Below are 26,553 nucleotides of genomic sequence, written 5' to 3' on the forward strand. Positions count from 1 at the left end.
GACGTGACCGCGACGGAAGGACACGCCATGACCGCCATGACACCCACATCGACCGGCCGACCCCGCCGGATCGAGGTGGAGGAGTTCTTCGCGGACCCGGAGTTCTCCGGGGCATCGATCTCGCCGGATGGAAACCGCATCGCCTACCTCGCACCGAAGTACGGCCGCACCCAGGTATGGGTGCGCGGCATCGACGACGATCACGACGACGCCGTGTGCGTAACGCACGACGAACGCCGCGGCATCAAGACCTACTACTGGACCGACGATCCGCGCTGGCTGCTCTACCGCCAGGACACCGACGGCAACGAGGACTGGCACATCTACCGCGTCGACCTCGACGCCCCTGAGGAACCGGCGCTCGACCTCACGCCGATGGCGCCGGGTTCCCGCGTGGTCGGCGCGGGAATGATGCGTACCGAACCGGGACACCTCCTGGTCGGAATGAACCCCGACCCGATGGTCTTCGGGCTGTACATGATCGATGTCGGGACCGGCGCGACGACGCTCGTGCGTGAGCAGCCGGCCGACAGTGCCGCGGGCACCGTCTTCGGACGCGAGACCGAGGAGCGCTTCTTCTCCCGCCAGGCCGACAACGGCGATCACGAGTTCTACGCGATCGACGAGGCCACGGGGGAGCGGCGTCTTCTCCTGCGCCTCACCGGTCCCGAGTACCCGATCGGGCCCTACCCGATGTTCCCGAGCGCAGACGGCGAGGCGCTGATCATCGGCATGTTTCAGGACGATGCCGACGAGTTGCGGCTGATCCGTATCGACCGTACGGGCGAGCAGACCGTGGTGGCGGCGTTGCCCGGCCGGAACCTGTGCACGATGGGCTGGGCGACGGAGGATTTCGGCTATCCCGAGTCGGTCTTCCTCAGCCGCCGGACCGGCGAGGTGATCGCGGCCCGATTCGTGGGCGACCGGCCCATCATCGAGCCGGTCGACGACCACTTCGCGCAGGTGTACGCGGAACTCTCGAAGCTCTCCGACGGTGTGATCGACGCCGTCAGCTCCGACGATGCCGAACAGCGCTGGGTGGTCAGCTTCCTGCACGACCGCGACCCCGGTGCCACGTACTTCTACGACCACGCCACGGGCGAGAGCAGGCTGTTGTTCCGTGCCCATCCGTCGCTCGACCCCGCTGATCTCGCACCGATGACCGCGGTGCACTTCACCGCCCGCGACGGCCTGCCCTTGCACGGCTTCCTCACCCTGCCCGTCGGGGTGGAACCCCAGCGCTTGCCGCTCGTACTCCTCGTGCACGGCGGGCCCTGGGCGCACGACCTGTGGCGCTACAGCAACGAGGCGCAGCTGCTGGCCAACCGCGGCTACGCGGTGTTGCAGGTGAACTTCCGCGGCTCCACCGGGTACGGCCGCCGGCACATCACGTCCGCCATCAAACAGCTCGCGGGCACGATGCAGGACGACCTGATCGACGCCGCCGGCTGGGCTGTCGACCAGGGCTACGCCGATCCCGACCGGATCGCCATCTTCGGCGGCTCCTACGGCGGCTACGCCACCCTCGTGGGCGTCACATTCACCCCCGACTACTTCGCCGCCGCGGTCGACTACGTGGGCGTGTCGAGCCTGCTGAACTTCATCGGCGATCTGCCGCCCTTCGTGCGGCCGCACCTGCAGAACAACTGGATCGCCTACGCCGGCGATCCCGAGGATCCCGAACAGGCCGCCGATATGCGCGCCCGCTCGCCGATCGAGAAGGTCGACGAGATCCGCACTCCGCTCCTGGTGCTACAGGGCGCCAACGATGTTCGGGTACGGCAGTCGGAGTCCGATGCCATCGTGGATTCGCTGCGGGCGCGCGGTGTGCCGGTCGAGTACTTCGTGGCACAGGACGAGGGGCATCACTTCACCAACCCCGAGAACCTGTTCACCATGTACCGGTTGATCGACGAGCACTTCGACCGTCACCTGCGTGCGGGTAAGGGCGCGAGGATCACTCCCAGCGCGTGAACAGCTCCGCCGCGCGCTCGGCGAGTGCCGACTGCAGCAGCGGACCGAAGCTGATACGGCCCACGCCGAGCGAGGCGAGGTGCGCCAGATCGCCCGTGGCGGGATGCGCGATGGCGTTCACGGGCAGCGGCAGCTCGTCCGTGAGCCGGCGCTGCACCTCATCGTCGTGGTAGCCCACCGGATACAGCGAATCCGCCCCGGCCTCGGCGCAGAGCTTCAGCCGGGCGATCGCGCGATCGACCCGGTCGCCCGGATCGCCGTCCTTGCGCAGGATCACGTCGGTGCGGGCGTTGATCACCACCGGGACGTCCGCGGCGTCCGCAGCGGCACGCAGGGCGGCGACGAGGTCGGCGTGCTCCTGCGGCTCCCGCAGCCGATCGTCCTCCTTGTGCACGGTGTCCTCGATGTTCAGGCCCACCGCCCCGGCGGCCAGGAGACCGTCGATCAGGACGGCGGGCGGCTCGCCGTACCCCGACTCGATGTCGACCGACACCGGGACGTGCACGGCGCGAGTGATCTCGGAGACCCGCGACATCGCCTCCGAGAAGGTCATGCCCTCGCCGTCGGCTCGGCCGATCGACTCGGCGAGCGGGTGGCTGCCCACGGTGAGCGCGGCGAACCGCGACGATGCGGACCGGGCCGACCAGGCGTCCCAGACGGTGGGCAAGACCACCGGATCGCCGTTGATGTGGAGTGACTTCAGTGCGGACGCGAGCGCGGCGAGATCGGACATACCCACTGTCTACCCGGTGTACCCGGTGCGCGGGAAGACCTTTGCAGCCGCTACGTGATTCGCGAAGGGATGAGTGTCGTCACACCGTCTTCCACCAGCAGCGCCTGATCGTCGTTGAGGCGGGTCAGGGGGTACCGGTCGCCGTAGGTGCGCTCCACCTCGTCGATCAGCGACAGCGGGTACGGCGGCAGCGCACCGTCGGCGTGCGGGATCACCACGGTGTCCACGAGGCCGAGCCCGGTGAAGTCGGTGACCTCGGGCACCTCGGTCGGATCGTCGAGGGGAACCACCGGTTCGAGGTGCGGTCCCGCCACCACGGAGCCGGCGCTGAGTCCGATGTACGGCAGTCCCTCGCGGACACGCCGCGTGAGCACCTCGCCCGTGCCATTGCTCTGCAGCGACCCGAGCAGGGCGAAGGTGTGACCGCCGGCGAGGTACACGGCGTCCACCGAATCCAGATCGGAATCGAAATCGCGGGCGTTGGTGTACTTGCGCGCCGACATCCGCGTGAGCCGGAAGCCCAGGTCGGTCAGCTGATTCCATTCGAAGGCGTTGTAGGGAGCGTCGGCCACCAGCCGGGTGGCATCGTCGATGTAGCCGATCCGGATGCCGCTGGGCGGCCGTCCCGTGTGCCGCAGCAGGAAGTCCGGGAGCGCCCCCGCGTTCAGGGACAGCAGCAACAGGTTCATCGCCGCAGACTACGGGGTTTGCGACACTGGTGGTCGCGGTCGAAAGGAGAAGGCGATGTTGCGTCCCAGGGTGCTCGTTCCGCTGCTACTGGCGCTCGGGCTGATCGCGGGCTGTGGCAGCGCGAGCCAACAGGGCGAACGGGCTACGGTCACCGTCGACGCACCGAGCGGACCGGTCGCTGTTCCGGCGAATCCGCAGCGCATCGTCTCGCTCGCCCCCACCCACACCGAGACGCTGTTCGCGATCGGCGCGGGCGCACAGGTGGTGGCCGTCGACGATCAGTCGACCTATCCGGCCGAGGCGCCGCGCACGAAGCTGTCCGGCTTCAAGCCCAATGTCGAGGCGATCGCGAAGTACAACCCCGATCTCGTCGTGGTCTCCGGCGATCAGGACGGCATCGTCGCCGCGCTGCAGAAGCTGCAGGTGCCCGTGCTGGTGGAGCCGGCCGCGAAGAACCTCGAGGACGCTTACGAGCAGATCCTCGACCTCGGCGATGCCACCGGCAAGACGATGGAGGCGCGGCGGCTCGTGACCGGTATGCGCTCGTCCATCGAGGCCACCCTCGCCGCCACGCCGCGGCCGGCCCGGCAGCTCAGCTACTTCCACGAACTCGACCCCCAGCTGTTCACCGTGACTTCCACGACCTTCATCGGCCAGGTGTACGGCGCGTTCGGCCTGCGCAACATCGCCGATGCCGCCGACGTGCAGCGCTCCGGGTACCCGCAGTTGTCCCGCGAGGCGCTGCTCCAGGGCGATCCCGACCTCGTCTTCCTCGCCGACGGCCAGTGCTGCGGCCAGAGCCCCGATACCGTCGCGCAGCGACCGGGCTGGCGCGATCTGCGCGCCGTGCGGGACGGTGCGGTGCTCACCCTGGACGCCGACATCACCTCACGCTGGGGGCCGCGGCTGCCCGACTTCTACCGCGCCGTCGGCGCCGCGGTGGCCGACGCCGCGCGGAAGGTCCCGGCGGGCGGGTGAGCGCACCGTCGCGCGCCTCGGGCCTGCGTCCGAGCACCCTGCTCGGGGCGTTCGTCGTGCTGCTCGCCGCCACCGCGCTCGGGCTGCTGGTCGGCGCCGCCGATCTGCCGCTTCGGGGCGTCCTGCTGGAGCTTGCCGACCGAATCCCTTTCGTGCGTGTCGATTCCGGCCTCACGCAGCTGGAGAAGAACTTGCTGATCGAGGTGCGGCTGCCCCGCGTCGCCGCGGCGGCGCTGGTGGGCGGATTGCTCGCGATCGCCGGCGCCGGATATCAGGGCGTCTTCCGCAACCCCCTGGCCGATCCGTACCTGCTCGGCGCGGCCGCCGGGGCGGGTGTGGGTGCCACCGCCGTGATCGCGCTGCTGCCTGGCGATCCGGCGGCGACGGTACCCGTCGCGGCGTTCGTCGGTGCGCTCGCCGGAGTGGCACTGGCGTACCTGTTGGGTAACACCGCGGGCGGCGGTGGATCGGCCACGCTGATGCTCGCGGGCGTCGCCGTGTCCGCCTTCCTCGGGGCCGTGCAGACCTTCCTCATGCAGCTCGATTCGCGGGAGCTGCAGCGCATCTACTCGTGGGTGCTCGGCGGGGTGGGGGCGGCCGACGGTCCGCACCTCGTGGCCGTGGCGCCGTATGCGGCGGTGTCGGTGATCGCGCTGCTGCTGCACGGCCGGTTGCTGGATGTGCTGGGTGTGGGCGACGACGAGGCCGCCGCGCTCGGCGTCTCCGCCGGACGCGTCCGGTTGGCGGTGCTCGCTGCTGCCTCGCTGGCGACGGCGTCCGCGGTGGCCCTGGGCGGGCTCATCGGATTCGTGGGCATCGTGGTGCCGCACATCGTCCGGCGATGGTCGCGATCGACCTCGTACCGGGTGGTGCTCCCGCTCTCGCTCCTCGGCGGCGCCGCGTTCCTGGAGGTCGCGGACGTGATCGCGCGGACGGTGGTCGCCCCGGGTGAACTGCCCCTGGGCGTGGTCACCGCCTTCGTGGGCGGCCCGTTCTTCGTGCTCGTCCTGCGCACCATGCGAGGACAGGGGGAGGCATGACCCTCCACATCGATTCGCTGAGTGTGCGGCTCGACGGCCGGCCGGTACTGCGCCAGGTCTCCCTCGATGCGCCGACGGGGGAGTGGACGGCCGTGATCGGTCCGAACGGCGCCGGCAAGTCGACACTGTTGCGGGCGGTCCTCGGCCTGGTGCCGGGCGACGGGAGCATCACGATCGACGGTGTCGACCTCCGCTCGCTCGCACCGCGCGAGCGAGCGCGACTGGTCGCCTACGCGCCGCAGTCGCCGAACCTCCCCGCAGGTATGACGGTCTTCGACTACGCGCTTCTGGGTCGCTCGCCGTACATCTCGTACCTGGGGCGCGAGAGCGCCGCGGACCGCCGGATCGTGGGCGAGACGCTGGACCGGCTGGGCCTGGCCGACTTCGCTCCCCGGCGATTGGATCGCCTGTCCGGCGGCGAGCGGCAACGGGTTGTGCTGGCGCGGGCGCTCGCGCAACAGGCGCCGGTCCTGCTCCTCGACGAACCCACCACCGCACTCGACATCGGTCACCAGCAGCAGGCGATGGAACTGCTCGACACACTGCGCCGTGACGATCGTCTCACCGTGATCACCACCATCCACGACCTCACGCTGGCCGGACAGTACGCGGATCGCTTGGTGCTGTTGGCATCCGGTGCCGTCGCGGCGTACGGCGGCCCGTCGGAGGTCCTCTCCGCCGAGCTGATCGGCGAGCATTTCGGCGCTCGCGTGCACGTGACGACGGGGCCCGACGGGCGTCCGATCCTCGGATTGGAGCGGCCGAGCACCTAGGCTGGCCACAGAAGGTCGAGAACGTACGAGTCGGTCGGAACGTGAGGAGGTCGTCGGTGGGCGCACGGTTGAAGGTGATGGCGGTGCTGGCCGCGGGAACGGCCGTCCTGGCCGGATGTTCGACGACGGTGAGCGGGGACGCACAGCCCGGTCCGAACACGCCGCGCACCGAGACGGTCACGGTGCGGCCGTCCACCTCCACCCCCGCGCCGTCCAGCAGTCGCGCGAAGGCGGCGCCGATCGCGATACCCGACAACGGGAACGGCTTCACCTTCATGCAGACCAAGAGTGGCAAGGCCCGCTGCAGGGTGAGCACGACCGGCGCCGGCTGCCAGCTCGAATTCGATAAGCCGGGGCCGAAAACCGAATCCGGTGATCGGGCGAACGGCGTGAACGTGGGCCGCGACGGCACCTTGACCTACGTGCTGGGTGATATCGGTGTCGCGAATCCCGCCACGCTCGAGTACGCCACCTACACCGCGCGCGGCTGGACCATCGAGGCCTCGTTCGAGGGAACCCGGTTCACCAACAACGGAACCGGACACGGCATGTTCGTCAGTACGGGTGGGGCGCGCGCCTTCTAACGCGGTGTCGTGATCACCACGACGGCTTCCGCGGGGCCGTCGACCGCCGCGAATCTGTGCGGGCCATCGCTCGTCCAGGCGTGTGAATCACCATGCTGGACTGTGGTTTCCTTCCCCACCGGGCCCACCAGGAGCATACCGTCGACCACCGTGAGGTGCTCCCGGACCTCCGGGCCATGACCGGGGGAGGTGTGGTCGGAGCCCTCGGGGAATTCGAGCCGGAACACCTCCACGGTGATGTGCGGCAGGTGGCGGACCGAGAGCAGAACGGTGCGCATGCCGCCGTGCGCGGTGCCGTCCGAGCCGGGTGCCTCGCCGAGCAGGGCGGTGAGCGGAACGTCGAGCGGGCCGCACAACGAGTACAGCGTCTCCACCGTGGGGTTGCGACCGCCGGCCTCGATCTCCGAGAGCGATCCCTTGCCGACACCCGCGCGACGGGCGAGCTCCGACAGGCTCAGGCCGCGTTCGGTGCGCAGCTCGCGGAGTCGGCCGCCGATATCGGGGGTGGGCATGGTCCCATGATACGTTCTGTTCATGGAACGTTCTGTTGTCAGAACGACGGTGTCGCCCGCGGTCCCGATCGGCGCGGGCATCGTCTGCGCGCTGGTGGGCTTCACCTCCGCGTTCGCCGTGGTGCTCGCGGGATTACGGTCGGTGGGTGCCTCGCCGGGGCAGGCGGCGTCGGGGCTGCTCGCGGTCACGGTGACGATGGGGGCGGCAACGGTGCTGCTGTCCTGGCGGTACCGGATGCCGATCACCGTGGCCTGGTCCACTCCCGGTGCCGCGCTCCTGGTGAGCACCGGCGCCGTTGCCGGCGGATGGCCGGCCGCGGTGGGAGCGTTCGTGGTGTGCGGCGTGTTCCTGGTGTTGACGGGGCTGTGGCCCGCACTGGCCACGCTGGTGCAGCGGATTCCGGCACCGATCGCGCAGGCGATGCTGGCGGGTGTGCTGCTGCCGCTGTGCATCGCGCCGGTGTCCGCGCTCGGAGCGCACCCCGCGGCCGTGGCACCCGTGCTGGTGGTGTGGCTGGTGCTGCTGAAAGTTCGTCCCCAGTGGGCGGTTCCGGCGGCCTTCGTGGTGGCGCTGGCGGTGATCGGAGTCTCCCTGGTGCGGTCGTCCTCCGTGCCCACGGTGTCTGCGCTCGTGCCGCATCTGGAGTGGACCGCGCCCGCGTGGAGCCTGCAGGCGCTCACCGGGGTCGCGCTCCCGCTGTACATCGTGACCATGGCCTCGCAGAACATCCCGGGCGTCGCGGTGATGTCGACCTACGGGTACACCGTGCCGTGGCGGCCGGCACTGGCGGTGACCGGCGCCGGATCGGTGCTCGGCGCGCCCTTCGGCGGGCACGCGATCAACCTGGCCGCGATCAGTGCGGCGCTGGCCGCGGGGCCCGATGCCGGTCCCGACGAGGAGTGTCGCTGGATCGCCGGCGTCTCCGCCGGTGCCGGCTACCTCGTTCTCGGCGTGCTCAGCACGGGGTTGACCGCCGCGGTGCTCGCGGCGCCCGACGGGGTGGTGCAGGCCGTGGCCGGCGTCGCACTGGTCGGCGCCTTCGCCGCCGCCTGCGCCGGTGCCATGGCCGATGCGGATGCCCGAGTGCCCGCCGCCGTCACCTTCGTCGTCGCGGCATCGGGGACGACGGCGGCCGGTATCGGCTCGGCCTTCTGGGCCCTGGTCGTCGGCATCGCCGTGTACTGGCTGCTGGGAGTCAAGCGGCCGGAGGGTACTGTCTAGGCTGGTCGCGAACGCGATCGCGGGATGTGGCGCAGCTTGGTAGCGCATTCGCTTTGGGAGCGAAGGGTCGCAGGTTCAAATCCTGTCATCCCGACCATCACGGCCGTTTCGGGGTCTACCGACGGCTCGAGGGGCGCTTCGTGGCCGAACCGGACTTCCCGGACGAACTTCCTGACGTGCTCGCCGAGGGCTTCTTCGGCGTCGTTCGTGGCGACGACGCGCGCGGTTTGGCGGTCGACGGGTTGGTAGCGCGCCCGGTGCCGCCGTGCGCGGAGCACATGCCACGGTTCGTCTCGCTGAACGAGTAGGTGCCGTCCGAACAGCGGACTTTGGATCCGGTGCTGTTCGCAGGGCCCGACGGCCGCTGCACGCAGTTGCCGGCGGCGTTCTCGTAGTAGTTGGAGCCGCAGCGGCTCGGCGCTGCCTGACTGTGTGTGATCGGGGCGAGACCGAGCGTGAGCGTCAGGGCGGTGACGGAACCGATTCCGAGCCGGGCAATGTGTGCGATTTTCTTCACGGACAGACACGGTACCGAGACACGTTGTTTGCGTTAGCATTTCGGGGCAGGCTGCGAGTGCCAGCGATCTCAGACATGGTCTTGGATATGGACGAGGCCGGTGGCACCTGTAACGCGCCCCGGCCTCTGTATCAGTGAGCGGTTTACAGTCACGCTCTCTAGATCTATCGAAACCATATCAGATCGAGAATCGAATCTCGAATCGATTACCGAACGCGGAGGCGAAGGTCGGGTTAGGAACCCGTGGTGGCCGGGCTCGCCGGAAGTGCGGCCCGCCGGCGGATCCACACCGTTGCGACCACTGAGATCAGCGCTGTCGCAGCGAGATAGCCGGCGGCCGACCAGGGCGCACCGTCGGCCCCGTGGATCAGCGCGGTGAGGATGAGGGGAGTCAGGCCCGAGGCGTAGATCCCCGAGAACTGATAGACCACCGACAGCCCCGTGTATCGCACCTCGGTGGGGAACAGGCCCGCGAAGAACGTGCCCTGCGCCGAGTAGAACACCCCGTGGACGAGCCCGAACACCACCACGAGTCCCACCGTGAACCATACGATCGAACCGGTGCCGAACAGCGCGAACACCGGGAAAACCGCTAATCCGTAGAGCGCCACGCCGATCCCGTAGATCAGCCCCGCGCCGTACCGGTCCACGAGGACGCCGCCGAACGGGATCACCACCGCCATCACCAGCGCCGCAGCGGTTACGGCCAGCAGCACGTCCACCTTGTTCATCGCCAGCGTCGCCGTGGCGTACGTGATGGCGAAGACGCCCCATGTATTGAACGCGCTGCCCTCCGCCCACCGCGCGAGACATCCCGCGATCGTGTTGCGGCGCAACTGCGGATGACCGAGGAGCTGACGCAGGGGAGTGCGCGTGGTGTCCAGCGACGCCCGCGCCGCGACGAAAGCGGGCGTCTCGTCGACCGCCAACCGCACGACGACGCCGATCACCACCAGCACGATCGACACCGCGAACGCGATCCGCCAACCGAACCGGAGGAACTGCTCATCGTCGAATACCGTCTGGAGCAGTGCGAAGACGGCGGTGCCCAGGCCCAAGCCCAGGGCCAGCCCCACCTGCGGCACGGCACCGAAACGCCCCTTCTTCCCGGGAGGTGCGTGCTCGACCGCCAGCAGGACCGCGCCGGCCCACTCGCCGCCGAGGGCGAAGCCCTGCACGATGCGCAGGACGAGCAGCAGGATCGGCGCCAGCACCCCGACCTGGGCCGCGGTCGGCAACGCACCCATGAGTGCCGTCGCCACGCCCATTAGCAGCATCGTGAGCGCCAGCGTCTGCCGACGGCCGATCCGATCGCCGATGTGCCCGAACACGAGCCCACCGATCGGACGCATCACGAATCCGACGGCGAAGGTGACGAAGCTCAGCATGGTGCCCACGAACGAGCTGGTGTCGGGGAAGAACAGCTTGTTGAACACCAGCGATGCCGCGGTCGAGTAGAGGAAGAAGTCGTACCACTCCACCGTGGTCCCCAGCAGCGATGCCGCGATCACCCGCCGCAACTGCGTGCGGTCGGGCGGCGCGGGGAGCGGATCGAGGTCGGCGGTGGCGGTACTCACCGAGCGGAAGCTACGGGGCTTCCATATCGCTGTCACCGGTTGTGCTCGCCGTGATCGTGGGGAGGCGGCAGAATGCGCACATGGCAGTCCTGATGGCCTTCGTGATCATCGCCGGTCTCCTGCTGGCCGGAGCAGCTCTCGTCGTGGTCGTCGTGCTCGCCGTGACGTCGTCGTCGCGCAAGCGCAAGCACTTGCCGGCGCAGTACCCGCCTCCGATGCCGCCGTACCCGTACAACCGGGACCCGAATCACCGTCCGCCGCTGCACGGACCCGCGCAGCAGCCGTGGATCAACCCAGGATCGCCCGGCGATCCGAATGGAAGAACGTGACCAGAGTGGTGATACCGCACAGGATTCCGGCGACCAGGATCACCTGCGGGCCGGTGAAGATCGATCCCACCACGCCGCCCACCGCCGCGCCCAGCAGGAATCCCACGTACACCAGCGCGTAGCCCAGCCAGTCGTACACCGTGCCGTTGCCCGACGCGTGCCGCTCGATGCCCTGCCCCAGCTTCACCAGCGTTCCCGTCACGTACGACAGCGGCACTGATACCTCACCGTTCTTCACGAACGAGGTGTTGAGCGCGCCCAGCGAGAACGTGATGATGAGGATCGGTACGAAACGCACCTCGGGCTCGGCGAAGCCGTCGAACCAGAAGTCCAGACCCGAGGCGGCGAGCAGGCCGGCGGTGGTGAGCACCGTCGGGCCGTGCGGGTGGCCGTGCCAGAGGTACCGGCGGCACAAGGACGACACCACCACCCCCGCGACGAAGGCCACGATGAGCGCGATCGCGGCGAGCGCTCCCGCGCCCGCCACCTTCTCCTTGTCCGAAACGGAGAACCAACTCAGCACTGCCCGTTCGGTGTTGCCCGTCATGAAGGTCACGAAGTAGCCGGCGGAATGCAGGAACGCGACCGCGCCCACCATGCCCGCCACTCCGGCCAGCAGCCACGAGAGCCGAGCATCGGCGCCGATCGCCGTCTCGCGGGAGACGACCGATTCTTTCGGGGTCTTCGTCGTGGTTGTCATGTCCCGTTGATACCGACACGGGGCCGCCGCCGCAGGGCCTGCGCGACAGGTTCACAGCGCCCCGCTGCACGGGACTGATTCACACCGTGGTGTGAATGAGACCCGGGTCACTCCGGCGGGTCCGCCGCCAGGAAGTCGCGCTGGAACAACCGCATGATCCGCGCATCGCGGTAGCTGCCGTTGGAGAAGAACTCCTCGCGCAGCAGTCCCTCCTCCACGAAGCCCAACTTCTCGTACACATGGGCCGCCTTCTCGTTGGCCACGTCCACGAACAGATAGACCTTGTGCAGGTTCAGAATCCGGAAGGCGTAGTCGAGTGCCTTGCGGGTCGCGGCGCCCGCGTATCCCTTGCCCTGGGCCGACGGCGCCACGATGATCTGGAACTCACACTTGCGGTGGATGAAATTGATCTCCACCAGCTCCACCAAACCCACCGGCACCCCGCTGGATTCGACGATGAAGCGGCGCTCCCGCTCGTCGTGCACGTGCCGCTCGTAGATGTCCTCCATCTCAGCCAGCGCATCGAAGGGCTCCTCGAACCAGTACGACATCACCGCCCGGTCGTTGAACAGCCCGTGCACGAACCGCAGGTCCGTGCGCTCCATCGCGCGTAGCTGGACGGTCATGTTCCCAGCTTAGGCCGCGAGCCCCACGGTCAACGCGACGATGGCCAACAGGGGAGCGGTGCCCTGGATCGCTGCGGCACGGGCCTTCGTCCGGTCCGAGATCACCAGCACCGCCGCGGCGGCGACCATCGAGACCACACCCGCGTAGACGAGCGTGGCACCCACCGTCCGCGCCGGGCCGAACACCGCGATGCCCGCAGCCACGGCGATCGCGAGGAACAGGTTGTAGAAGCCCTGATTGAGAGCGAGTGGGCGGGTGATCTCCGCGGTCTCCTCGGTGGTGCCGAACGCTGCGCGGGCGCGGGGCGAGGTCCACGCGATGGACTCCAGGTAGAAGATGAAGCAGTGCACCAGGGCCGCGACGGCGGCGAGGACGAGTCCCACGACGATCATCGGATCATCATGACCGATCGTGCGTGATCCGCGGTCCCCGCCCGCCCTGAGACGACGCGGCATCGTCGAGTACCCTGGTCCGAGTGCCGTAGGCCCGACGGGGCCTCGTGCTGCCCGCAGGAAACCGCACATCATCGCGGCTTCCTGCCGATACCAACCCGAGGAGAACGAGTGAAGAGCACCGTCGAGCAGCTGAGCCCGACTCGCGTCCGCCTGAGCGTCGAGGTTCCCTTCGACGAGCTCGAGCCCGACTTCGAGCGCGCCTACGAGGCCCTCGCGCAGCAGGTGAACATCCCCGGCTTCCGCAAGGGCAAGGCCCCCGCGAAGCTGATCGAGGCGCGCGTGGGTCGCGATGCCGTGCTCTCCCAGGTGATCAACGACGCGCTGCCCGGCAAGTACAGCCAGGCGGTCGTGGAGGCCGACGTCAAGGCGCTCGGCCAGCCCGAGATCGACATCGAGAAGCTCGAGTACGGCGAGGCCCTGGCCTTCACCGCCGAGGTCGACGTCCGCCCGGACGTCACCCTGCCGGCGTACTCCGACATCGAGGTCGAGGTCCCCAGCCTCGAGGTCACCGATGCCGACGTCGAGGAGCAGATCGAGGGCCTGCGCGCCCGCTTCGGCACCCTCAAGGGCGTCGACCGCCCCGTCCAGGACGGCGACTTCGTCACCATCGACCTGTCGGCCACCGTCGACGGCAAGGACGTCGAGGACGCCAAGACCTCCGGCCTGTCCCACGAGGTCGGTTCGGGCAACCTGATCGACGGCCTCGACGAGGCCATCATCGGCCTGAAGTCGGGCGAGTCCAAGGAGTTCAAGACCAACCTCGTGGCCGGTGAGTTCGCCGGCCAGGAGGCCGACGTGACCGTCACCGTCGACTCCGTCAAGGAGCGCGAGCTGCCCGAGCTGGACGACGACTTCGCCCAGCTGGCCAGCGAGTTCGACACCGTCGACGAGCTGCGCGAGGACCTGCGCGGCCGGGTCGAGCAGAACAAGCGTCTGAGCCAGGCCGCGGACATCCGCGACGCCGTGCTGGAGAAGCTGATCGAGGCCACCGAGATCCCGCTCCCCGAGAGCGTGGTCAAGCAGCAGGCCGATGCCAACGTGCACGATGTGCTGCACCAGGTGGGCCACAACGAGGAGCTCCTCGAGACCGCCCTCAAGGCGCAGGGCACCAGCCGCGAGGAGTTCGAGCAGCAGGCGCAGGAGTCCGCCGAGAAGCAGGTCAAGGTGCAGCTGCTGCTCGACGCCATCGCCGACGCCCAGGACGTGCAGGTCGATCAGCAGGAGCTGCAGGAGCACATCCTGTTCCAGTCGCAGCGGTACGGCATGCAGCCGCAGGAGTTCATCCAGCAGATCCAGCAGGCCGGGCAGCTGCCCGCCCTGTTCCAGGAGGTCCGCCGCGGCAAGGGCCTGGCCGATGTGGTGCTCGAGGTGAAGGTCGTCGACGCCGACGGCAACCCCGTGGACACCAAGGCCCTGTTCGATCGTGAGGACGCCGACGAGGCTCCCGAGGCCGACGCCGCCGAGTCCGAGGCCACCGAGGCCGACGAGAAGTAATCGCTTGATCAGACGCCCCGCAGTCGATACCGGCTGCGGGGCGTTTCTGCCCTCAGCGGACCCGAGCGTGCCGGGGGACGGTTCGAGGGTGTGCGTTCGTTAGTGTCGATGTCAGCAAAGAAAGGTAGGGAGCAGCGGATGACCTCCAACCCCATTATGCGGTCCGGAATTGCCGGCCTGAACCTCAACGATTCGGTGTACAGCCGCCTCCTGGAATCGCGGATCATCTTCCTCGGCAGCGAGGTGAACGACGACATCGCGAACCAGCTCTGCGCGCAGATGCTGCTGCTGTCCGCGGAGGATCCCACCAAGGACATCAACCTCTACATCAACTCGCCCGGCGGCAGCATCTCGGCCGGCATGGCGATCTTCGACACCATGGAGTTCGTGGAGTGCGACGTCGCGACCTACGCGATGGGCATGGCCGCCTCGATGGGTGAGTTCCTGCTCGCCGCGGGTTCGAAGGGCAAGCGTTACGCCCTGCCGCACGCGCGCATCATGATGCACCAGCCGTCCGCCGGCATCGGCGGCACCGCAGCCGATATCGCCATCCAGGCCGAGCTGTTCCGCAACACCAAGGTCGAGATGAACCGGCTCAACGCGAAGTTCACCGGCCAGCCGATCGAGAAGATCGAGGCCGATGCGGACCGTGACAAGTGGTTCACCGCCGAGGAGGCCCGTGATTACGGCTTCGTCGATCACGTCGTCAGCCGCGCGAGCTCCGTCAAGTAGCGAGAGGACCATACCCATGAACGACGGTTACCCCATGAACACGCCGCCCCTGCCGCCGCTGGGCCTGTCGCTGCCGCAGCAGCGGTACGACGTCCCGCAGTTCATCGAGCGCGCCCCCAACGGCAACGAGCGGGTCACCAACCCGTACGCCAAGCTCTTCGACGAGCGCATCATCTTCCTCAAGACCCAGGTCGACGAGGTCTCGGCGAACGATGTGATGGCGCAGCTGCTGGTGCTCGAGTCGCAGGACCCGGACCGCGACATCACCATCTACATCAACTCGCCCGGCGGCAGCGTCTACGACGCCCTCGGCATCTACGACACCATGCAGTACGTGCACTGCGACGTGGCCACCGTGGTGCTCGGCACCGCCGCCTCCGCCGCGGCGATCCTGCTGGCCGGTGGCACCCCGGGCAAGCGCGCCGCGCTGCCCAACTCGACGGTGCTCATCCACCAGCCCCGCACCGGTGGGTCGGCTCGGGGCCAGGTCTCCGATCTGGAGATCCAGGCCGCCGAGATGGAGCGCGTCCGCAATCGCCTCGACGAGATCCTGGCCAACCACACCGGTCAGACCGTCGATCAGATCCGCAAGGACACCGATCGCGACAACATCCTCACCGCCGACCAGGCCAAGGAGTACGGGATCATCGACACCGTGTTCCCGTACCGCAAGGCCTCGGCCAAGTAGATCCGCACGCCGCGCCGGGGGCCGCGACACGCCGCAGGAGCATCGTTCCGCGGCCCCCGGCGACGGCTGCAGCAAGCTATTCATATCGGTCGCCGGGACTGCGGTTCACGGGTACCGTCGTAAACAAGCGTCACGCACCGCGAACTCGGTGAACACGCGGACCAGCTAGGGAAGTAGGACAGCAATGGCACGGATCGGGGACGGCGCGGACCTGCTCAAGTGCTCCTTCTGCGGGAAGAGCCAGAAGCAGGTCAAGAAGCTGATCGCCGGCCCCGGCGTGTACATCTGCGACGAGTGCATCGATCTCTGCAACGAGATCATCGAGGAGGAGCTCGCCGAGTCCAGCGATGTGAAGCTGGACGAGCTCCCCAAGCCCGTCGAGATCCGCGACTTCCTGGACAACTACGTCATCGGCCAGGACTCCGCGAAGCGGAACCTCGCCGTGGCCGTCTACAACCACTACAAGCGGATCCAGGCCGGCGAGCGCAAGGACGCCCGCGGTGAGGGTGTCGAGCTGGCGAAGTCCAACATCCTCATGCTCGGTCCCACCGGTTGTGGCAAGACCTACCTCGCGCAGACCCTGGCGAAGATGCTCAACGTGCCCTTCGCCATCGCCGACGCCACCGCCCTCACCGAGGCCGGCTACGTGGGCGAGGACGTCGAGAACATCCTGCTCAAGCTCATCCAGGCCGCCGACTACGACGTCAAGCGCGCCGAGACCGGGATCATCTACATCGACGAGGTCGACAAGATCGCCCGCAAGAGCGAGAACCCGTCGATCACGCGCGACGTGTCCGGCGAGGGCGTGCAGCAGGCCCTGCTGAAGATCCTCGAGGGCACGCAGGCCTCGGTGCCCCCGCAGGGCGGCCGCAAGCACCCGCATCAGGAGTTCATCCAGATCGACACGACGAACGTGCTGTTCATCGTGGCCGGCGCCTTCGCCGGGCTGGAGAAGGTCGTGGGCGAGCGGATCGGCAAGCGCGGTCTGGGATTCGGCAACGAGGTCCGCTCCAAGAGCGAGGTCGACACCGTCGATCACTTCGCCGACGTGCTCCCCGAGGACCTCATCAAGTTCGGCCTGATCCCCGAGTTCATCGGCCGCCTCCCCGTGATCGCCTCCGTGAGCAATCTCGATAAGGAGTCGCTGGTCTCGATCCTCTCCGAGCCCAAGAACGCCCTGGTCAAGCAGTACCAGCGGCTGTTCGACATGGACGGCGTGGAACTCGAGTTCGACGAGGACGCGCTCGGCGCCATCGCCGACCAGGCGATCCTGCGCGGCACCGGTGCCCGTGGCCTGCGCGCCATCATGGAAGAGGTCCTCAACCCCGTCATGTTCGACATCCCGTCGCGTGACGACGTGGCCAAGGTCGTCGTCACGGGCGAGACGGTGCGCGATAACGTGCTCCCGACCATCGTGCCGCGCAAGCGTTCTCGCGACGAGCGCCGCGAGAAGAGCGCGTAACACGCAGATACCGACGAAGCCCCGGACCGCAGTGGTCCGGGGCTTCGTCGTCCGCGGTCAGCGGGTTCGCTGTACCCGCTTCTCGTGCCAGACGGGCTCGTCGGCCTCGCGGACCGTGCCGTCGGACCCGAACACCAGGAACCGATCGAAGGATCGCGCGAACCAACGGTCGTGGGTCACCGCGAGCACCGTGCCCTCGTAGGCCTCCAGCGCGTCCTGCAGTGCCTCCGCGCTCTCCAGGTCCAGGTTGTCGGTCGGCTCGTCCAACAGCAGCGCGGTGCTCCCGGCGAACTCCAGCAGCAACACCTGGAACCGCGCCTGCTGCCCGCCCGAGAGGCTCTCGAACCGCTGCTCGGCCTGCCCGTGCAGCTCGTACCGGCGCAGCGCAGGCATCGACCGTCCCAGATCCGCGGCGTGCTCCTCGCGCAGGATCTGCACCAGTGTGCGGCCCTGCAGCTCCGGATGCGCGTGGGTCTGCGCGAAATGCCCCGGCACCACCCGCGCGCCCAGCGTGGCCGCGCCTGTGTGGGTCACGTCCTCACCGGCGAGCAGCCGCAGGAAGTGCGATTTCCCGGAGCCGTTCGACCCCAGCACCGCCACCCGCTCCCCGTAGAAGACCTCCAGATCGAAGGGCTTCATCAGGCCGGTCAGCTCCAACTGCTTCGCCGTGACCGCCCGCACGCCGGTGCGGCCGCCGCGCAGTCGCATCGCGATCTGTTGCTGCCGCGGCGGCTCCGGCGGGGGCCCGGCCTCTTCGAACTTGCGCAGCCGCGTCTGCGCCGCCGAATAGCGAGATGCCATGCCGTCGTTGAACTTCGCCTGCTCGCGCAACGTGAGCACCAGCTTCTTGAGCTGCTGGTGCCGTTCGTCCCAGCGGCGCCGCAGCTCGTCGAACCGCGCGAACCGCTCCGCGCGTGCCGCGGGGAACGTGGCGAAGCCGCCGCCGTGCACCCAGGCGTCGGCCCCGCCGGGCGCGGGATCGACGGCCACGATCCGAGTGGCGGCCCGCGACAACAGTTCCCGGTCGTGGCTCACGAACAGCACCGTCTTCGGGGTCTGCCGCAGCTGCTCCTCCAACCACTCCTTGCCCGGGACGTCGAGGTAGTTGTCCGGCTCGTCGAGCAGCAGCACCTCCGCCTCGCCGCGCAGCAGAGCCTCCAGCGCCAGCCGTTTCTGCTCGCCGCCCGACAGCGTGGTCAGGCCGCGCCACTGCGCCCGGTCGTACGGAACGCCCAGGGCCGCCATCGTGCACGCGTCCCACATCGTCTCCGCGAGATAGCCTCCCGCATCGCCCCATTCGGCCAAGGCGTTCGCGTACCGCAGCTGCGCCGCATCGCCGTCGTCGTCCATGAGCGCCAGCTCCGTGGCGTCGAGCTCGGCCGCTGCGGCCTGCAGCCGGGCGGGGGAGACGGAGACCAGCAGGTCGCGCACCGTCCGGTCGTCGCGGACCGACCCGATGAACTGCGGCATCACACCCACGCCGCCACTGGAGGTCACCGTCCCGCCGTGCGGCTCCAGGTCGCCCGCGAGCAGCCGGAGCAGTGTCGTCTTGCCCGCACCGTTGCGGCCCACCAGTGCCGCGACGGCACCGTCGCCCACCCGGAACGAGACGTCGCCGAGCAGCGCCCGCCCGTCCGGCAGGTAGTACTCCACGTGCGTCGCCTCGAGATGTCCCATATGTCCCATCGTGCTGTGCGTGCCCCGCCGACCGCCACCGCTTTTCCACGGCCCACTCTGACTTAACAGCGTTAGCCCAGACGAATCACGAGAAGAATCTGTGGGCTAACAACGTTAAGTCAGGGAGGCGACGGTGCGCGCCGGGTCAGTCGCGGCTAGAGGCCTGGGACTGAGCGGCGGCGCCGTCGAGGATCGCGGCGAGGGTGGCGAGACCGGCCACGGGCCCCTGGGTGGAGCGGTACCAGTCCAGGGGAGCGGTGGTGCTGCCGCCCCAGGTGGCGAGCCAGCCACGCAGATCGCCGAAAGCGTGCGTGTAGGGGATGGCCCGCTCGAAGAGGACCGAGCGCTGCTCCGTGGGCAGGGCGCTCACATTGGTCGAGACCAGGTACTGCCGCATACCACCGACCCCCGCCGCCAGGCGGCTACCGGCGACGGTGCGCGCCGGCCACAGCAATGCGGCCACCACGAGGCCGAGCCCCAGGATGAGCACCGCGACCGCGTACAGCAGGCCGGTGTTCACGAAGGCGCAGACGAGGGCGGCGATGGCGCCGACCCCGGCGATCGCGAAGGCCGGCGCCGCCAGCCCGGCGCGGCCCTTCGAACGGAGCCAGCCCCGGGTCACGACGCCGTCGCGGGTCTGCGTGCTCACGGCGGTCAGGTCGAGCGGACGCGCGCCCCCGGACAGCTCGGAGACCGTGATGGTCTCGGTACCGTCGGGCAGGAGGGCGTCGACCACCGCCCGTTCGGCGGCCGTCACCGCACCGTCGAGCGGGACCCGCCGCGAGATCTGGAAGTCGCCGCCGGGCAACGCCGCCAGCCACAGGTATCCGCGGACAGCGAGATCGAGCACCGTCGAACCGACGTCCGTGGGACGCAGCCGACCGTCGAGCAACGTGCCGATCTGGCCCGGCAGGACCCCGTCGGGCGAGGCGAAAGCCACGCCGTTGCCGCCCGGCACCAGCAGATCGGCCGTGGCCCCCGCGGAATCTGCGGCGGCATCGTCGGACCGGCGCCGCAGGTAGGCGTACCCGCCGAGGGCGATCGCCAGCACCGTGGCCACCGAGATCGCGATCAGCCCGCCTGTGCTGCGCTCCGGTGCCGCCGCGGAAGTCGCCGAGAACCGCGCATCGGCCTTGACGGTGCCCGCGGGCAGCAGCGTGGTGAACACCGCGACCTTGCCGCGCGGCAAGCCGTTCTGCTGCGCCGTCACGATGCCCGACGCGTTCGTCTCGGTGAGCGTGCACATGCGGCGCTCGCCGACCTGCCCGATGCCGCACAGCGGCGAATCCGGGGTATCGGTAGGGGAGGCGAACCGCATCGTCAGCTTGTCCAAATCGGCGGTGTAGCCCGCCGCGATCGGCCAGGTGAACTGCTGCAGATCGGGACCGTCGGCCACCGTGCCGCGCACGGTGAACGTCACTGTGGTGCTGCCGCCGGGTGCCGAGACCTGCAAGGCGCCGTCGGCCACCGTGGCCGTGCCGTTCTCGGCCTTGGCGTCGGTCACCGAGAAGTGCTGCGTGCGGTTGTTCTCCACCGGCACGTCGAGGGGGAGTCGCTGCGAGACCGGCTTGCCCTGCGGCGCGGTGATCACGGTGCTGACCGCGAGCGAACCGTCGTCCTTCAGCTCCAGCACGGTGTCGACCGTGACACCGCTCGGCTCCGCGGCCGCCGGACCCGCCGCGGCCGTCGCGAAGACGAGGCCGATCACCGCCGTCGCCGCCGCCCAGCCGCCGCGCCACCGGCGTCGATCGGTTCCACCCTGGTTTCGCCTGCCCTCCCACATGTCTGGGTACAGTAACCGACATCCGGGGTGACCGAGGGGGAGAGCAGTGGGATATCCGCAGGATCCGAGCGGCGGCCGGGGTGGACAGGGCCAGCGGCGCCCGTACGCCCCGGTGCCGCCCCCGCCGCGCGCGCCCCGTCCCGCGCCGGTCCGCGGAGCCACCGGCCAGTACCGCGTCGCCGCGCGTCCCAGGCCGACGACCCCGCCGCCACCCGCCTGGGTCCCGCCGCAGCAGCAGCGCCCCGTCGCGCCGCAGTACCGCCCGGTCCCGGCCCCGCGCCGCACCGTCCCCGCGGCCCCGCCGCGCGCCGTGCCCCACCAGCAGTGGTCGATGCCCGCCGCCGCGCCGTACCGGATGCCCGCGGGGCCGAGGCAGCCCGTCCGCTCCGGATATCCGCAGGCCAACTGGCAGCAGCCCGCGTGGCAGCAGGCGGCATGGGCGCCGCGGCCGCCGGCGAAGGCCGACAACACGTGGCTGATCATGCTGCTCATCGCGATCGTCGTATTGATCGCTCTGGTCCTGGCGGGCAGCGTCCTGTTCCTCAACGGCCGCACCGGGACCGATGCCGGGGGAACCACGTACCCGGGCACGTCCACTGTGGAAACGACCACGACCACGCTCGGCACCACCACCACCTCGGCGGCCACCACCAGCAGCGGTGGCATCGGCACCACGCCGACGGGAACCGCGGCCCTGCAGGGCAACCCGCTCTACGCGAACCCGAGCACCGGACTGATCACGCAGCCCTGCAACGCCGTCGGATGGCCCTCCGACAGCACCGCCGGTCAGCGATTCTTCGACAGCATCTCCCCGTGCCTCGACCGTGCCTGGGGTGCGGCCATGCGCGCGGCGAACCTCACCTACCGCGCTCCCACCGTGCTCGTGCCCACCGGCCAGCTGATCAGCTCGCCGTGCGGCATGACGAACCTCGCCACCGAGAACGTCGCGGCGTTCTACTGCCCGAGCAACGAGACGCTCTACATGCCGCCGAAGGGGCTGCAGGTGGACCGCTACGGCAACAAGCCCGTGATCTACCTCGCGGTCTACGCCCACGAGTACGGCCACCACGTGCAGCGGGTCAGCGGGATCATCACCGCGCAGACCCGCATCGAACGACAGAACGGCCGCACCTCGGCCCTCGGGCTCGAATCCTCGCGGCGGCTGGAGCTGCAGGCGCAGTGTTTCAGCGGGCTCTTCGTCAAATCCGTGAGCGACACCGGCGGACAGTTCACCCGCGCCGACTACCGCACGGCGTACGAGGATCAGGAGCGCGGCGACCGCCCCGGCGACCCCAATCGGACGCACGGCACCCTGGCGCACTCGCAGGGCTGGTGGGACACCGGCTACCAGTCGAACCGGCTGGCCCGCTGCAACACGTGGTCGGCGACATCGAACGACGTGGCCTGAGCAAAAGCCCGCCGTCGGGCGCCCGCGTGCACTGACTAGAATCGTGGGGTGACTACTCCGCCGCAGAACCCTGTCGACCGCCTCCCCGCCGCGTGGGAGCCGGGCGCGGTAGAGGGCGACATCTACAACGGCTGGGTCGACTCCGGCTACTTCACCGCCGACAACACCTCCAGCAAGCCCGCCTTCTCGGTGGTGCTGCCGCCCCCGAACGTGACCGGCAGCCTGCACCTGGGCCACGCCCTCGACCAGACCATCACCGATGCCCTCTGCCGCCGCAAGCGGATGCAGGGCTACGAGGTGCTGTGGCTGCCCGGCACCGACCACGCCGGCATCGCCACCCAGAGCCTGGTCGAGAAGCAGCTCGCCGCCGAGGGCACGAGTCGCCGGGAGATCGGTCGCGAGGAGTTCCTCAAGCGCGCCTGGGCCTTCAAGGAAGCCAGCCACGGCAACATCACCGGCCAGATGCGGCGCATCGGTGTGGGTGTGGACTGGTCGCGCGAACGGTTCACCATGGACGAGGGCCTGTCCCGCGCCGTGCAGACCATCTTCAAGCAGCTCTTCGACGCCGGCCTCATCTACCGCGCCGAGCGCCTGGTGAACTGGTCGCCCGTGCTGCAGACCGGCATCTCGGATCTCGAGGTCGACCACAAGGAGGTCGACGGCGAGCTGGTGTCCTTCCGGTACGGCTCGCTCAACGACGACGAGCCGCACATCGTCTGTGCCACCACGCGTCTGGAAACGATGCCCGGCGATACCGCGATCGCCGTGCACCCGGACGACGAGCGCTACCGCGACCTGGTGGGTACCACCCTGGAGCACCCGTTCCTGGAGCGCCGCATCCCCGTGGTCGCCGACGACTACGTCGACCCGGAATTCGGCTCCGGCGCAGTGAAGATCACCCCCGCGCACGACCCCAACGACTTCGCTCTCGGCCAGCGTCACGATCTGCCGATGCCCACGATCATGGACGAGACCGCCCACATCGCCGGCACCGGAACACGATTCGACGGACTCGATCGCTTCGCCGCGCGCAAGGCCATCCGCGATGCGCTCGCCGAACAGGGCCGCATCGTCAAGGAGGTGCGCCCGTACCGGCACAGCGTGGGCCACAGCGAGCGCTCCGGTGAGCCGATCGAGCCCCGGCTGTCGATGCAGTGGTGGGTCAAGGTCGACAGCCTGGCCAAGGCCGCGGGCGACGCGGTCCGCAGTGGCGACACGGTGATCGTGCCGGAATCGATGGCACCGCGCTTCTTCGCCTGGGTCGATGACCTCAACGACTGGAACATCTCCCGGCAGCTGTGGTGGGGCCACCGGATCCCCGTCTGGTACGGCCCGGCCGACGCCGAGGGCAACCGCGACGTCGTCTGCTGCGGCCCGAACGACACGCCGCCCGAGGGCTACGAGCAGGACCCGGACGTCCTCGACACCTGGTTCAGCTCCGGCCTCTTCCCGTTCTCGACCATGGGCTGGCCCGACACCACCCCGGACCTGGAGAAGTTCTATCCCACGTCCACGCTGGTCACGGGCTACGACATCATCTTCTTCTGGGTGGCCCGGATGATGATGTTCGGCACCTTCATCGGCGAGGAGCCGGGTGCTCCCGGCAAGGTGCCCTTCCACGAGATCCTCCTGCACGGCCTGGTGCGGGACGAGTTCGGCAAGAAGATGAGCAAGTCCAAGGGCAACGGCATCGATCCGCTGGACTGGGTGGACGAGTACGGCGCCGATGCGCTGCGTTTCACCTTGGCCCGCGGCACCATTCCCGGCGCCGATCTCAATGTGGGCGCCGACGCTGCGGCGAGCAGTAAGAAGTTCGCCACCAAGCTGTTCAACGCCACCAAGCTGGCGCTGATGAACGAGGCGCACGTGGGCGAGCTGCCCGACCGGGCCGCGCTCACCGACGCCGACCGCTGGATCTTGGACCGGCTGGCCGCCACCCAGGCGGAGGCCGACGCCGCGCTCGATGCGAACGAGCTGGGCAAGGCCTGCGAGGCGCTGTACCACTTCGCGTGGGACGAGCTCTGCGACTGGTACCTGGAGGTCGCGAAGCTGCAGCTGCAGTCCGGTGACGAGACCGTCGCCGCCGCCACCCGGCTGGTGCTCGGCAAGGCGCTCGACGTGGTGCTGCGCATGCTGCACCCCACGATGCCCTTCGTTACCGAGGTGCTCTGGAAGGCGCTCACCGGCGAGGAGTCGCTGGTGATCGCGTCCTGGCCCACCCGCGACTGGGCGCCGGCGCAGTTCCCCGCCGACGGCATCGAATCCGCCCGCCGCTTCGCTGACCTGCAGCGGCTGGTCACCGAGATCCGCCGGTTCCGCAGCGATCAGCTGCTCAAGCCCGGCCAGCGGGTGGCCGCCCGCCTCACCGGCATCGAGGAGGCCGGCCTGACCTCCCTCACCGCCGCCGCCACCAGCCTGTGCCGGCTCACCCCGCCGGAGGACGGTTTCGCCGCGACCGCCTCGCTCGAGGTGCGGCTCGCCGGCGGCACCGTGACCGTCGAACTCGACACGTCGGGCACCGTCGATCTCGCCGCGGAGCGGGCACGCCTGGAGAAGGACCTCAAGGCCGCGCAGAAGGAGCTCGACGGCACGTCGGCCAAGCTCGGCAACGAGGCCTTCCTGGCCAAGGCCCCCGACAACGTGGTCGACAAGATCCGCGGCCGCCAGACGGTGGCCCAGGAGGAGGTCGAGCGGCTCACCGCCCGGATCGAGCAGCTCGGAGGGGCCCCCGCGTGACGGTGCCCGCCTTCGCCGCCGACCCCGACGATCTCGCCGAGCTCGCGGAGGTCGAGGCCGAACTCGACCAGCGCTGGCCCGAGACCAAGATCGAGCCCTCGCTGTCCCGCATCTCCGCGCTCATGCAGCTGCTCGGCTCGCCGCAGGACGCGTACCCGTCGATCCAGATCGCCGGGACCAACGGCAAATCGTCGACCGCGCGGATGATCGACTCGCTGCTGCTCGCGTTCTCCCGCCGCACGGGCCGCATCACCAGCCCGCACCTGCAGCTCGCCACCGAGCGGATCGCGATCGACGGCTCGCCACTGACCGCCCGGCAGTACGTGGACACCTACCGCGAACTCGAGCCCTACATCGAGCTCGTGGATCAGCAGTCCGAGGCCGCCGACGGTCCGCGGATGAGCAAGTTCGAGGTGCTCACCGCGATGGCCTTCGCCGCCTTCGCCGAGGCGCCGGTCGACGTGGCCGTCGTCGAGGTGGGCCTGGGCGGAACCTGGGACGCCACCAACGTGGTGACCGCCGAGGTCGCCGTGATCACCCCCATAGGTCTCGATCACGTGGAGATCCTCGGCCCCGATCTGACCAGCATCGCGGGGGAGAAGGCGGGCATCGTCAAGCGCGCCCCCGAACGGTTGATCCCCAAGGACACCGTGATGGTCGTGGGTAAGCAGGAGCCGGCGGCCATGGACGTGCTGCTGCGGAAGGCGGTCGAGACCGACGCGGCCGTGGCCCGCGAGGGCTCCGAGTTCGCGGTGATCGAGCGCCGCATCGCCGTGGGCGGTCAGCAACTCACCCTGCAGGGACTCGGCGGCGTCTATGACGAGATCTTCCTGCCCCTGCATGGCGAGCACCAGGCGAATAACGCCGCCGTCGCCCTCGCCGCGGTCGAGGCCTTCTTCGGCGCCGGCGCCGACCAGCAGCTCGACATCGACACCGTGCGCGAGGGCTTCGCCACGGTGGTCTCGCCCGGTCGCCTCGAACGGGTGCGCACCGCGCCCACGGTCTTCATCGACGCCGCCCACAACCCGCACGGCGCCCAGGCCCTCGCGCGAACCGTGGAGAGCGAGTTCGACTTCCGCACCCTGATCGGCGTGGTCTCGGTATTCGCCGATAAGGACGCAGTGGGCATCCTCACCGAACTCGAACCGGTCCTCGACACCGTGGTCGTCACCCACAACGGCTCGCCCCGCGCCCTCGAAGTGGAGCGGCTCGGCGCGATCGCCGAGGAGATCTTCGGCGAGGACCGCGTGGTCACCGCCCCCACGATGGTCGACGCGGTCGAGACCGCCGTCGCCCTGGCCGACCAGGAATCCGACGATGAGGACCCCGCCTCCGGCGTCGGCGTCCTCATCACCGGTTCCGTGGTCACCGCGGGCGCAGCGCGCTCGCTGTTCGGAAAGGAACCCCAGTGAGTCAGCCGCAGCGGTTCACCCCGCCCCCGAAGGATCCGTGGAAGAGCTTCCGCGGCATCCTGTCCGGCACGTTGATCCTCGAAATGATCGTGATCCTGCTGGCCCTGCCGGTGGTCTTCAAGCTCTCGCCCGGACTCACCGGCATCAAGGTGGTGTACGTGCTGCTGCTGGCCGCCGCGTGCTTCGCCGGCTGCATGGTGGTCAAGAGGCCGTGGGCGATCCCCGCCTTCTGCGCGCTGCAGGTCGCGGTGATCGCGGGGTGGGTCGTGCACCCCGGCATCGGCGGGGTGGGCATCGTCTTCGGCATCGTGTGGGGCTACATCGTGTTCATCGAGCGCGATGTGCGCAAGCGCATCGCCGAGGGACGCCTCCCCGGCCAGGAACCCATCACCGAATGACGTCACGATGTCGGGCTCTGCGAGCGCACACCGCCGGATTCCGGCTCGTGCA

25 protein-coding genes, 1 tRNA gene and 1 pseudogene are annotated in these 26,553 nt (G+C 69.3%); 17 read left to right on the plus strand and 10 right to left on the minus strand.

Features of this window, described 5'->3' with window-relative positions; genetic code table 11:
* Positions 1-27: 27 nt before the first annotated feature.
* The gene (locus tag ABD108_RS12380; protein WP_343930445.1) at positions 28-1,974 is read left to right on the plus strand and encodes a S9 family peptidase; all 1,947 of its coding nucleotides are present in this window, start codon (positions 28-30) and stop codon (positions 1,972-1,974) included.
* On the opposite strand, the gene ABD108_RS12385 is transcribed toward ABD108_RS12380, so the two are convergent.
* A complete protein-coding gene (locus tag ABD108_RS12385) occupies positions 1,958-2,707 on the minus strand; it encodes an isocitrate lyase/PEP mutase family protein (RefSeq protein WP_343930446.1) in 750 nt (249 codons plus the stop codon). The two genes, ABD108_RS12380 and ABD108_RS12385, sit on opposite strands and share 17 nt — an antisense overlap.
* 50 nt (positions 2,708-2,757) lie before the next feature.
* Positions 2,758-3,396 (minus strand): Type 1 glutamine amidotransferase-like domain-containing protein, encoded by a 639-nt coding sequence (locus tag ABD108_RS12390; RefSeq protein ID WP_343930447.1) that lies wholly within the window; start codon positions 3,394-3,396, stop codon positions 2,758-2,760.
* A gap of 55 nt (positions 3,397-3,451) precedes the next feature.
* Here ABD108_RS12390 and ABD108_RS12395 point away from each other — a divergent pair, with 55 nt between their 5' ends.
* Genes ABD108_RS12395 through ABD108_RS12410 form a run of 4 tightly spaced genes read left to right on the plus strand, consistent with a single transcriptional unit; the run spans position 3,452 to position 6,772 of the window.
* Entirely contained in the window at positions 3,452-4,375 is a 924-nt protein-coding gene (locus ABD108_RS12395) for an ABC transporter substrate-binding protein (RefSeq protein ID WP_343930448.1), read from the plus strand.
* Positions 4,372-5,415 (plus strand): FecCD family ABC transporter permease, encoded by a 1,044-nt coding sequence (locus ABD108_RS12400; RefSeq protein WP_343930449.1) that lies wholly within the window; start codon positions 4,372-4,374, stop codon positions 5,413-5,415. Before ABD108_RS12395 ends, ABD108_RS12400 begins: the two co-directional genes overlap by 4 nt.
* A complete protein-coding gene (locus ABD108_RS12405) occupies positions 5,412-6,188 on the plus strand; it encodes an ABC transporter ATP-binding protein (protein WP_343930450.1) in 777 nt (258 codons plus the stop codon). Before ABD108_RS12400 ends, ABD108_RS12405 begins: the two co-directional genes overlap by 4 nt.
* A 56-nt stretch (positions 6,189-6,244) precedes the next feature.
* A complete protein-coding gene (locus tag ABD108_RS12410; RefSeq protein ID WP_343930451.1) occupies positions 6,245-6,772 on the plus strand; it encodes a hypothetical protein in 528 nt (175 codons plus the stop codon).
* On the opposite strand, the gene ABD108_RS12415 is transcribed toward ABD108_RS12410, so the two are convergent.
* On the minus strand, positions 6,769-7,284 hold the full coding sequence (locus ABD108_RS12415; RefSeq protein ID WP_343930452.1) for a helix-turn-helix domain-containing protein: 516 nt from the start codon (positions 7,282-7,284) through the stop codon (positions 6,769-6,771). The genes ABD108_RS12410 and ABD108_RS12415 overlap by 4 nt on opposite strands.
* Before the next feature lie 22 nt (positions 7,285-7,306).
* Between ABD108_RS12415 and ABD108_RS12420 the strand changes: the two genes are divergently transcribed.
* The 3 genes from ABD108_RS12420 (at position 7,307) to ABD108_RS12430 (ending at position 8,814) form a co-directional block, all read left to right on the plus strand.
* The gene (locus ABD108_RS12420; RefSeq protein WP_343930453.1) at positions 7,307-8,506 is read left to right on the plus strand and encodes a benzoate/H(+) symporter BenE family transporter; all 1,200 of its coding nucleotides are present in this window, start codon (positions 7,307-7,309) and stop codon (positions 8,504-8,506) included.
* Positions 8,507-8,526: 20 nt separating this feature from the next.
* Positions 8,527-8,603 (plus strand) — tRNA-Pro (locus ABD108_RS12425).
* Between the two features lie 43 nt (positions 8,604-8,646).
* On the plus strand, positions 8,647-8,814 hold the full coding sequence (locus tag ABD108_RS12430) for a hypothetical protein (protein ID WP_255585852.1): 168 nt from the start codon (positions 8,647-8,649) through the stop codon (positions 8,812-8,814).
* Positions 8,815-8,822: 8 nt separating this feature from the next.
* Here the strand turns inward: ABD108_RS12430 and ABD108_RS22135 are convergent.
* Together ABD108_RS22135 and ABD108_RS12435 are read right to left on the minus strand one after the other, a co-directional pair.
* Positions 8,823-9,023, minus strand: a pseudogene (locus ABD108_RS22135) (hypothetical protein); the annotation flags it as partial.
* Between the two features lie 233 nt (positions 9,024-9,256).
* On the minus strand, positions 9,257-10,600 hold the full coding sequence (locus ABD108_RS12435; protein WP_343930454.1) for an MFS transporter: 1,344 nt from the start codon (positions 10,598-10,600) through the stop codon (positions 9,257-9,259).
* An 80-nt stretch (positions 10,601-10,680) separates the two neighbouring features.
* Between ABD108_RS12435 and ABD108_RS12440 the strand changes: the two genes are divergently transcribed.
* Positions 10,681-10,929, plus strand: a complete 249-nt coding sequence (locus tag ABD108_RS12440) for a hypothetical protein (protein WP_343930455.1) — start codon at positions 10,681-10,683, stop codon at positions 10,927-10,929.
* On the opposite strand, the gene ABD108_RS12445 is transcribed toward ABD108_RS12440, so the two are convergent.
* The 3 genes from ABD108_RS12445 to ABD108_RS12455 form a co-directional block, all read right to left on the minus strand.
* Positions 10,889-11,629 carry a YoaK family protein gene (locus ABD108_RS12445; protein WP_343930456.1) on the minus strand — a complete coding sequence of 247 codons (741 nt, stop codon included), beginning with the start codon at positions 11,627-11,629 and terminating at the stop codon, positions 10,889-10,891. The genes ABD108_RS12440 and ABD108_RS12445 overlap by 41 nt on opposite strands.
* A gap of 107 nt (positions 11,630-11,736) precedes the next feature.
* Entirely contained in the window at positions 11,737-12,255 is a 519-nt protein-coding gene (speG, locus tag ABD108_RS12450; protein ID WP_220659402.1) for a spermidine N1-acetyltransferase, read from the minus strand.
* Positions 12,256-12,264: 9 nt separating this feature from the next.
* On the minus strand, positions 12,265-12,648 hold the full coding sequence (locus ABD108_RS12455; RefSeq protein WP_343930457.1) for a DUF1304 domain-containing protein: 384 nt from the start codon (positions 12,646-12,648) through the stop codon (positions 12,265-12,267).
* 171 nt (positions 12,649-12,819) lie between these two features.
* Here ABD108_RS12455 and tig point away from each other — a divergent pair, with 171 nt between their 5' ends.
* From tig to clpX, 4 genes are all read left to right on the plus strand, one after another.
* Positions 12,820-14,205 (plus strand): trigger factor, encoded by a 1,386-nt coding sequence (gene tig, locus ABD108_RS12460; protein ID WP_220659400.1) that lies wholly within the window; start codon positions 12,820-12,822, stop codon positions 14,203-14,205.
* Positions 14,206-14,343: 138 nt separating this feature from the next.
* On the plus strand, positions 14,344-14,937 hold the full coding sequence (locus tag ABD108_RS12465; RefSeq protein WP_220659399.1) for an ATP-dependent Clp protease proteolytic subunit: 594 nt from the start codon (positions 14,344-14,346) through the stop codon (positions 14,935-14,937).
* Positions 14,938-14,971: 34 nt separating this feature from the next.
* Positions 14,972-15,625: an ATP-dependent Clp protease proteolytic subunit gene (locus ABD108_RS12470; protein ID WP_374758749.1), complete on the plus strand. Its 654-nt coding sequence runs from the start codon at positions 14,972-14,974 to the stop codon at positions 15,623-15,625.
* A gap of 184 nt (positions 15,626-15,809) precedes the next feature.
* Positions 15,810-17,087, plus strand: a complete 1,278-nt coding sequence (clpX, locus tag ABD108_RS12475) for an ATP-dependent Clp protease ATP-binding subunit ClpX (protein WP_220659397.1) — start codon at positions 15,810-15,812, stop codon at positions 17,085-17,087.
* Between the two features lie 57 nt (positions 17,088-17,144).
* On the opposite strand, the gene ABD108_RS12480 is transcribed toward clpX, so the two are convergent.
* Complete coding sequence (locus tag ABD108_RS12480; protein WP_343930458.1) at positions 17,145-18,764, minus strand: ABC-F family ATP-binding cassette domain-containing protein; 1,620 nt, start codon at positions 18,762-18,764, stop codon at positions 17,145-17,147.
* Between the two features lie 145 nt (positions 18,765-18,909).
* Positions 18,910-20,547 (minus strand): DUF2207 family protein, encoded by a 1,638-nt coding sequence (locus tag ABD108_RS12485; RefSeq protein ID WP_343930459.1) that lies wholly within the window; start codon positions 20,545-20,547, stop codon positions 18,910-18,912.
* A gap of 46 nt (positions 20,548-20,593) precedes the next feature.
* Between ABD108_RS12485 and ABD108_RS12490 the strand changes: the two genes are divergently transcribed.
* The 4 genes from ABD108_RS12490 to ABD108_RS12505 are packed head-to-tail and all read left to right on the plus strand — an operon-like array spanning position 20,594 to position 26,501.
* Complete coding sequence (locus ABD108_RS12490) at positions 20,594-21,955, plus strand: neutral zinc metallopeptidase (RefSeq protein WP_220659394.1); 1,362 nt, start codon at positions 20,594-20,596, stop codon at positions 21,953-21,955.
* Positions 21,956-22,003: 48 nt separating this feature from the next.
* Complete coding sequence (locus tag ABD108_RS12495) at positions 22,004-24,691, plus strand: valine--tRNA ligase (protein ID WP_343930460.1); 2,688 nt, start codon at positions 22,004-22,006, stop codon at positions 24,689-24,691.
* Positions 24,688-26,103, plus strand: a complete 1,416-nt coding sequence (folC, locus tag ABD108_RS12500) for a bifunctional tetrahydrofolate synthase/dihydrofolate synthase (protein WP_305111570.1) — start codon at positions 24,688-24,690, stop codon at positions 26,101-26,103. Before ABD108_RS12495 ends, folC begins: the two co-directional genes overlap by 4 nt.
* Positions 26,100-26,501, plus strand: coding sequence for a DUF4233 domain-containing protein (locus ABD108_RS12505; RefSeq protein ID WP_343930461.1), 402 nt, complete (start codon positions 26,100-26,102; stop codon positions 26,499-26,501). Before folC ends, ABD108_RS12505 begins: the two co-directional genes overlap by 4 nt.
* Positions 26,502-26,553 lie beyond the last annotated feature (52 nt).

Origin of the sequence: Tsukamurella strandjordii (assembly GCF_039525985.1) — a bacterium.
GTDB classification, from domain to species: domain Bacteria; phylum Actinomycetota; class Actinomycetes; order Mycobacteriales; family Mycobacteriaceae; genus Tsukamurella; species Tsukamurella strandjordii.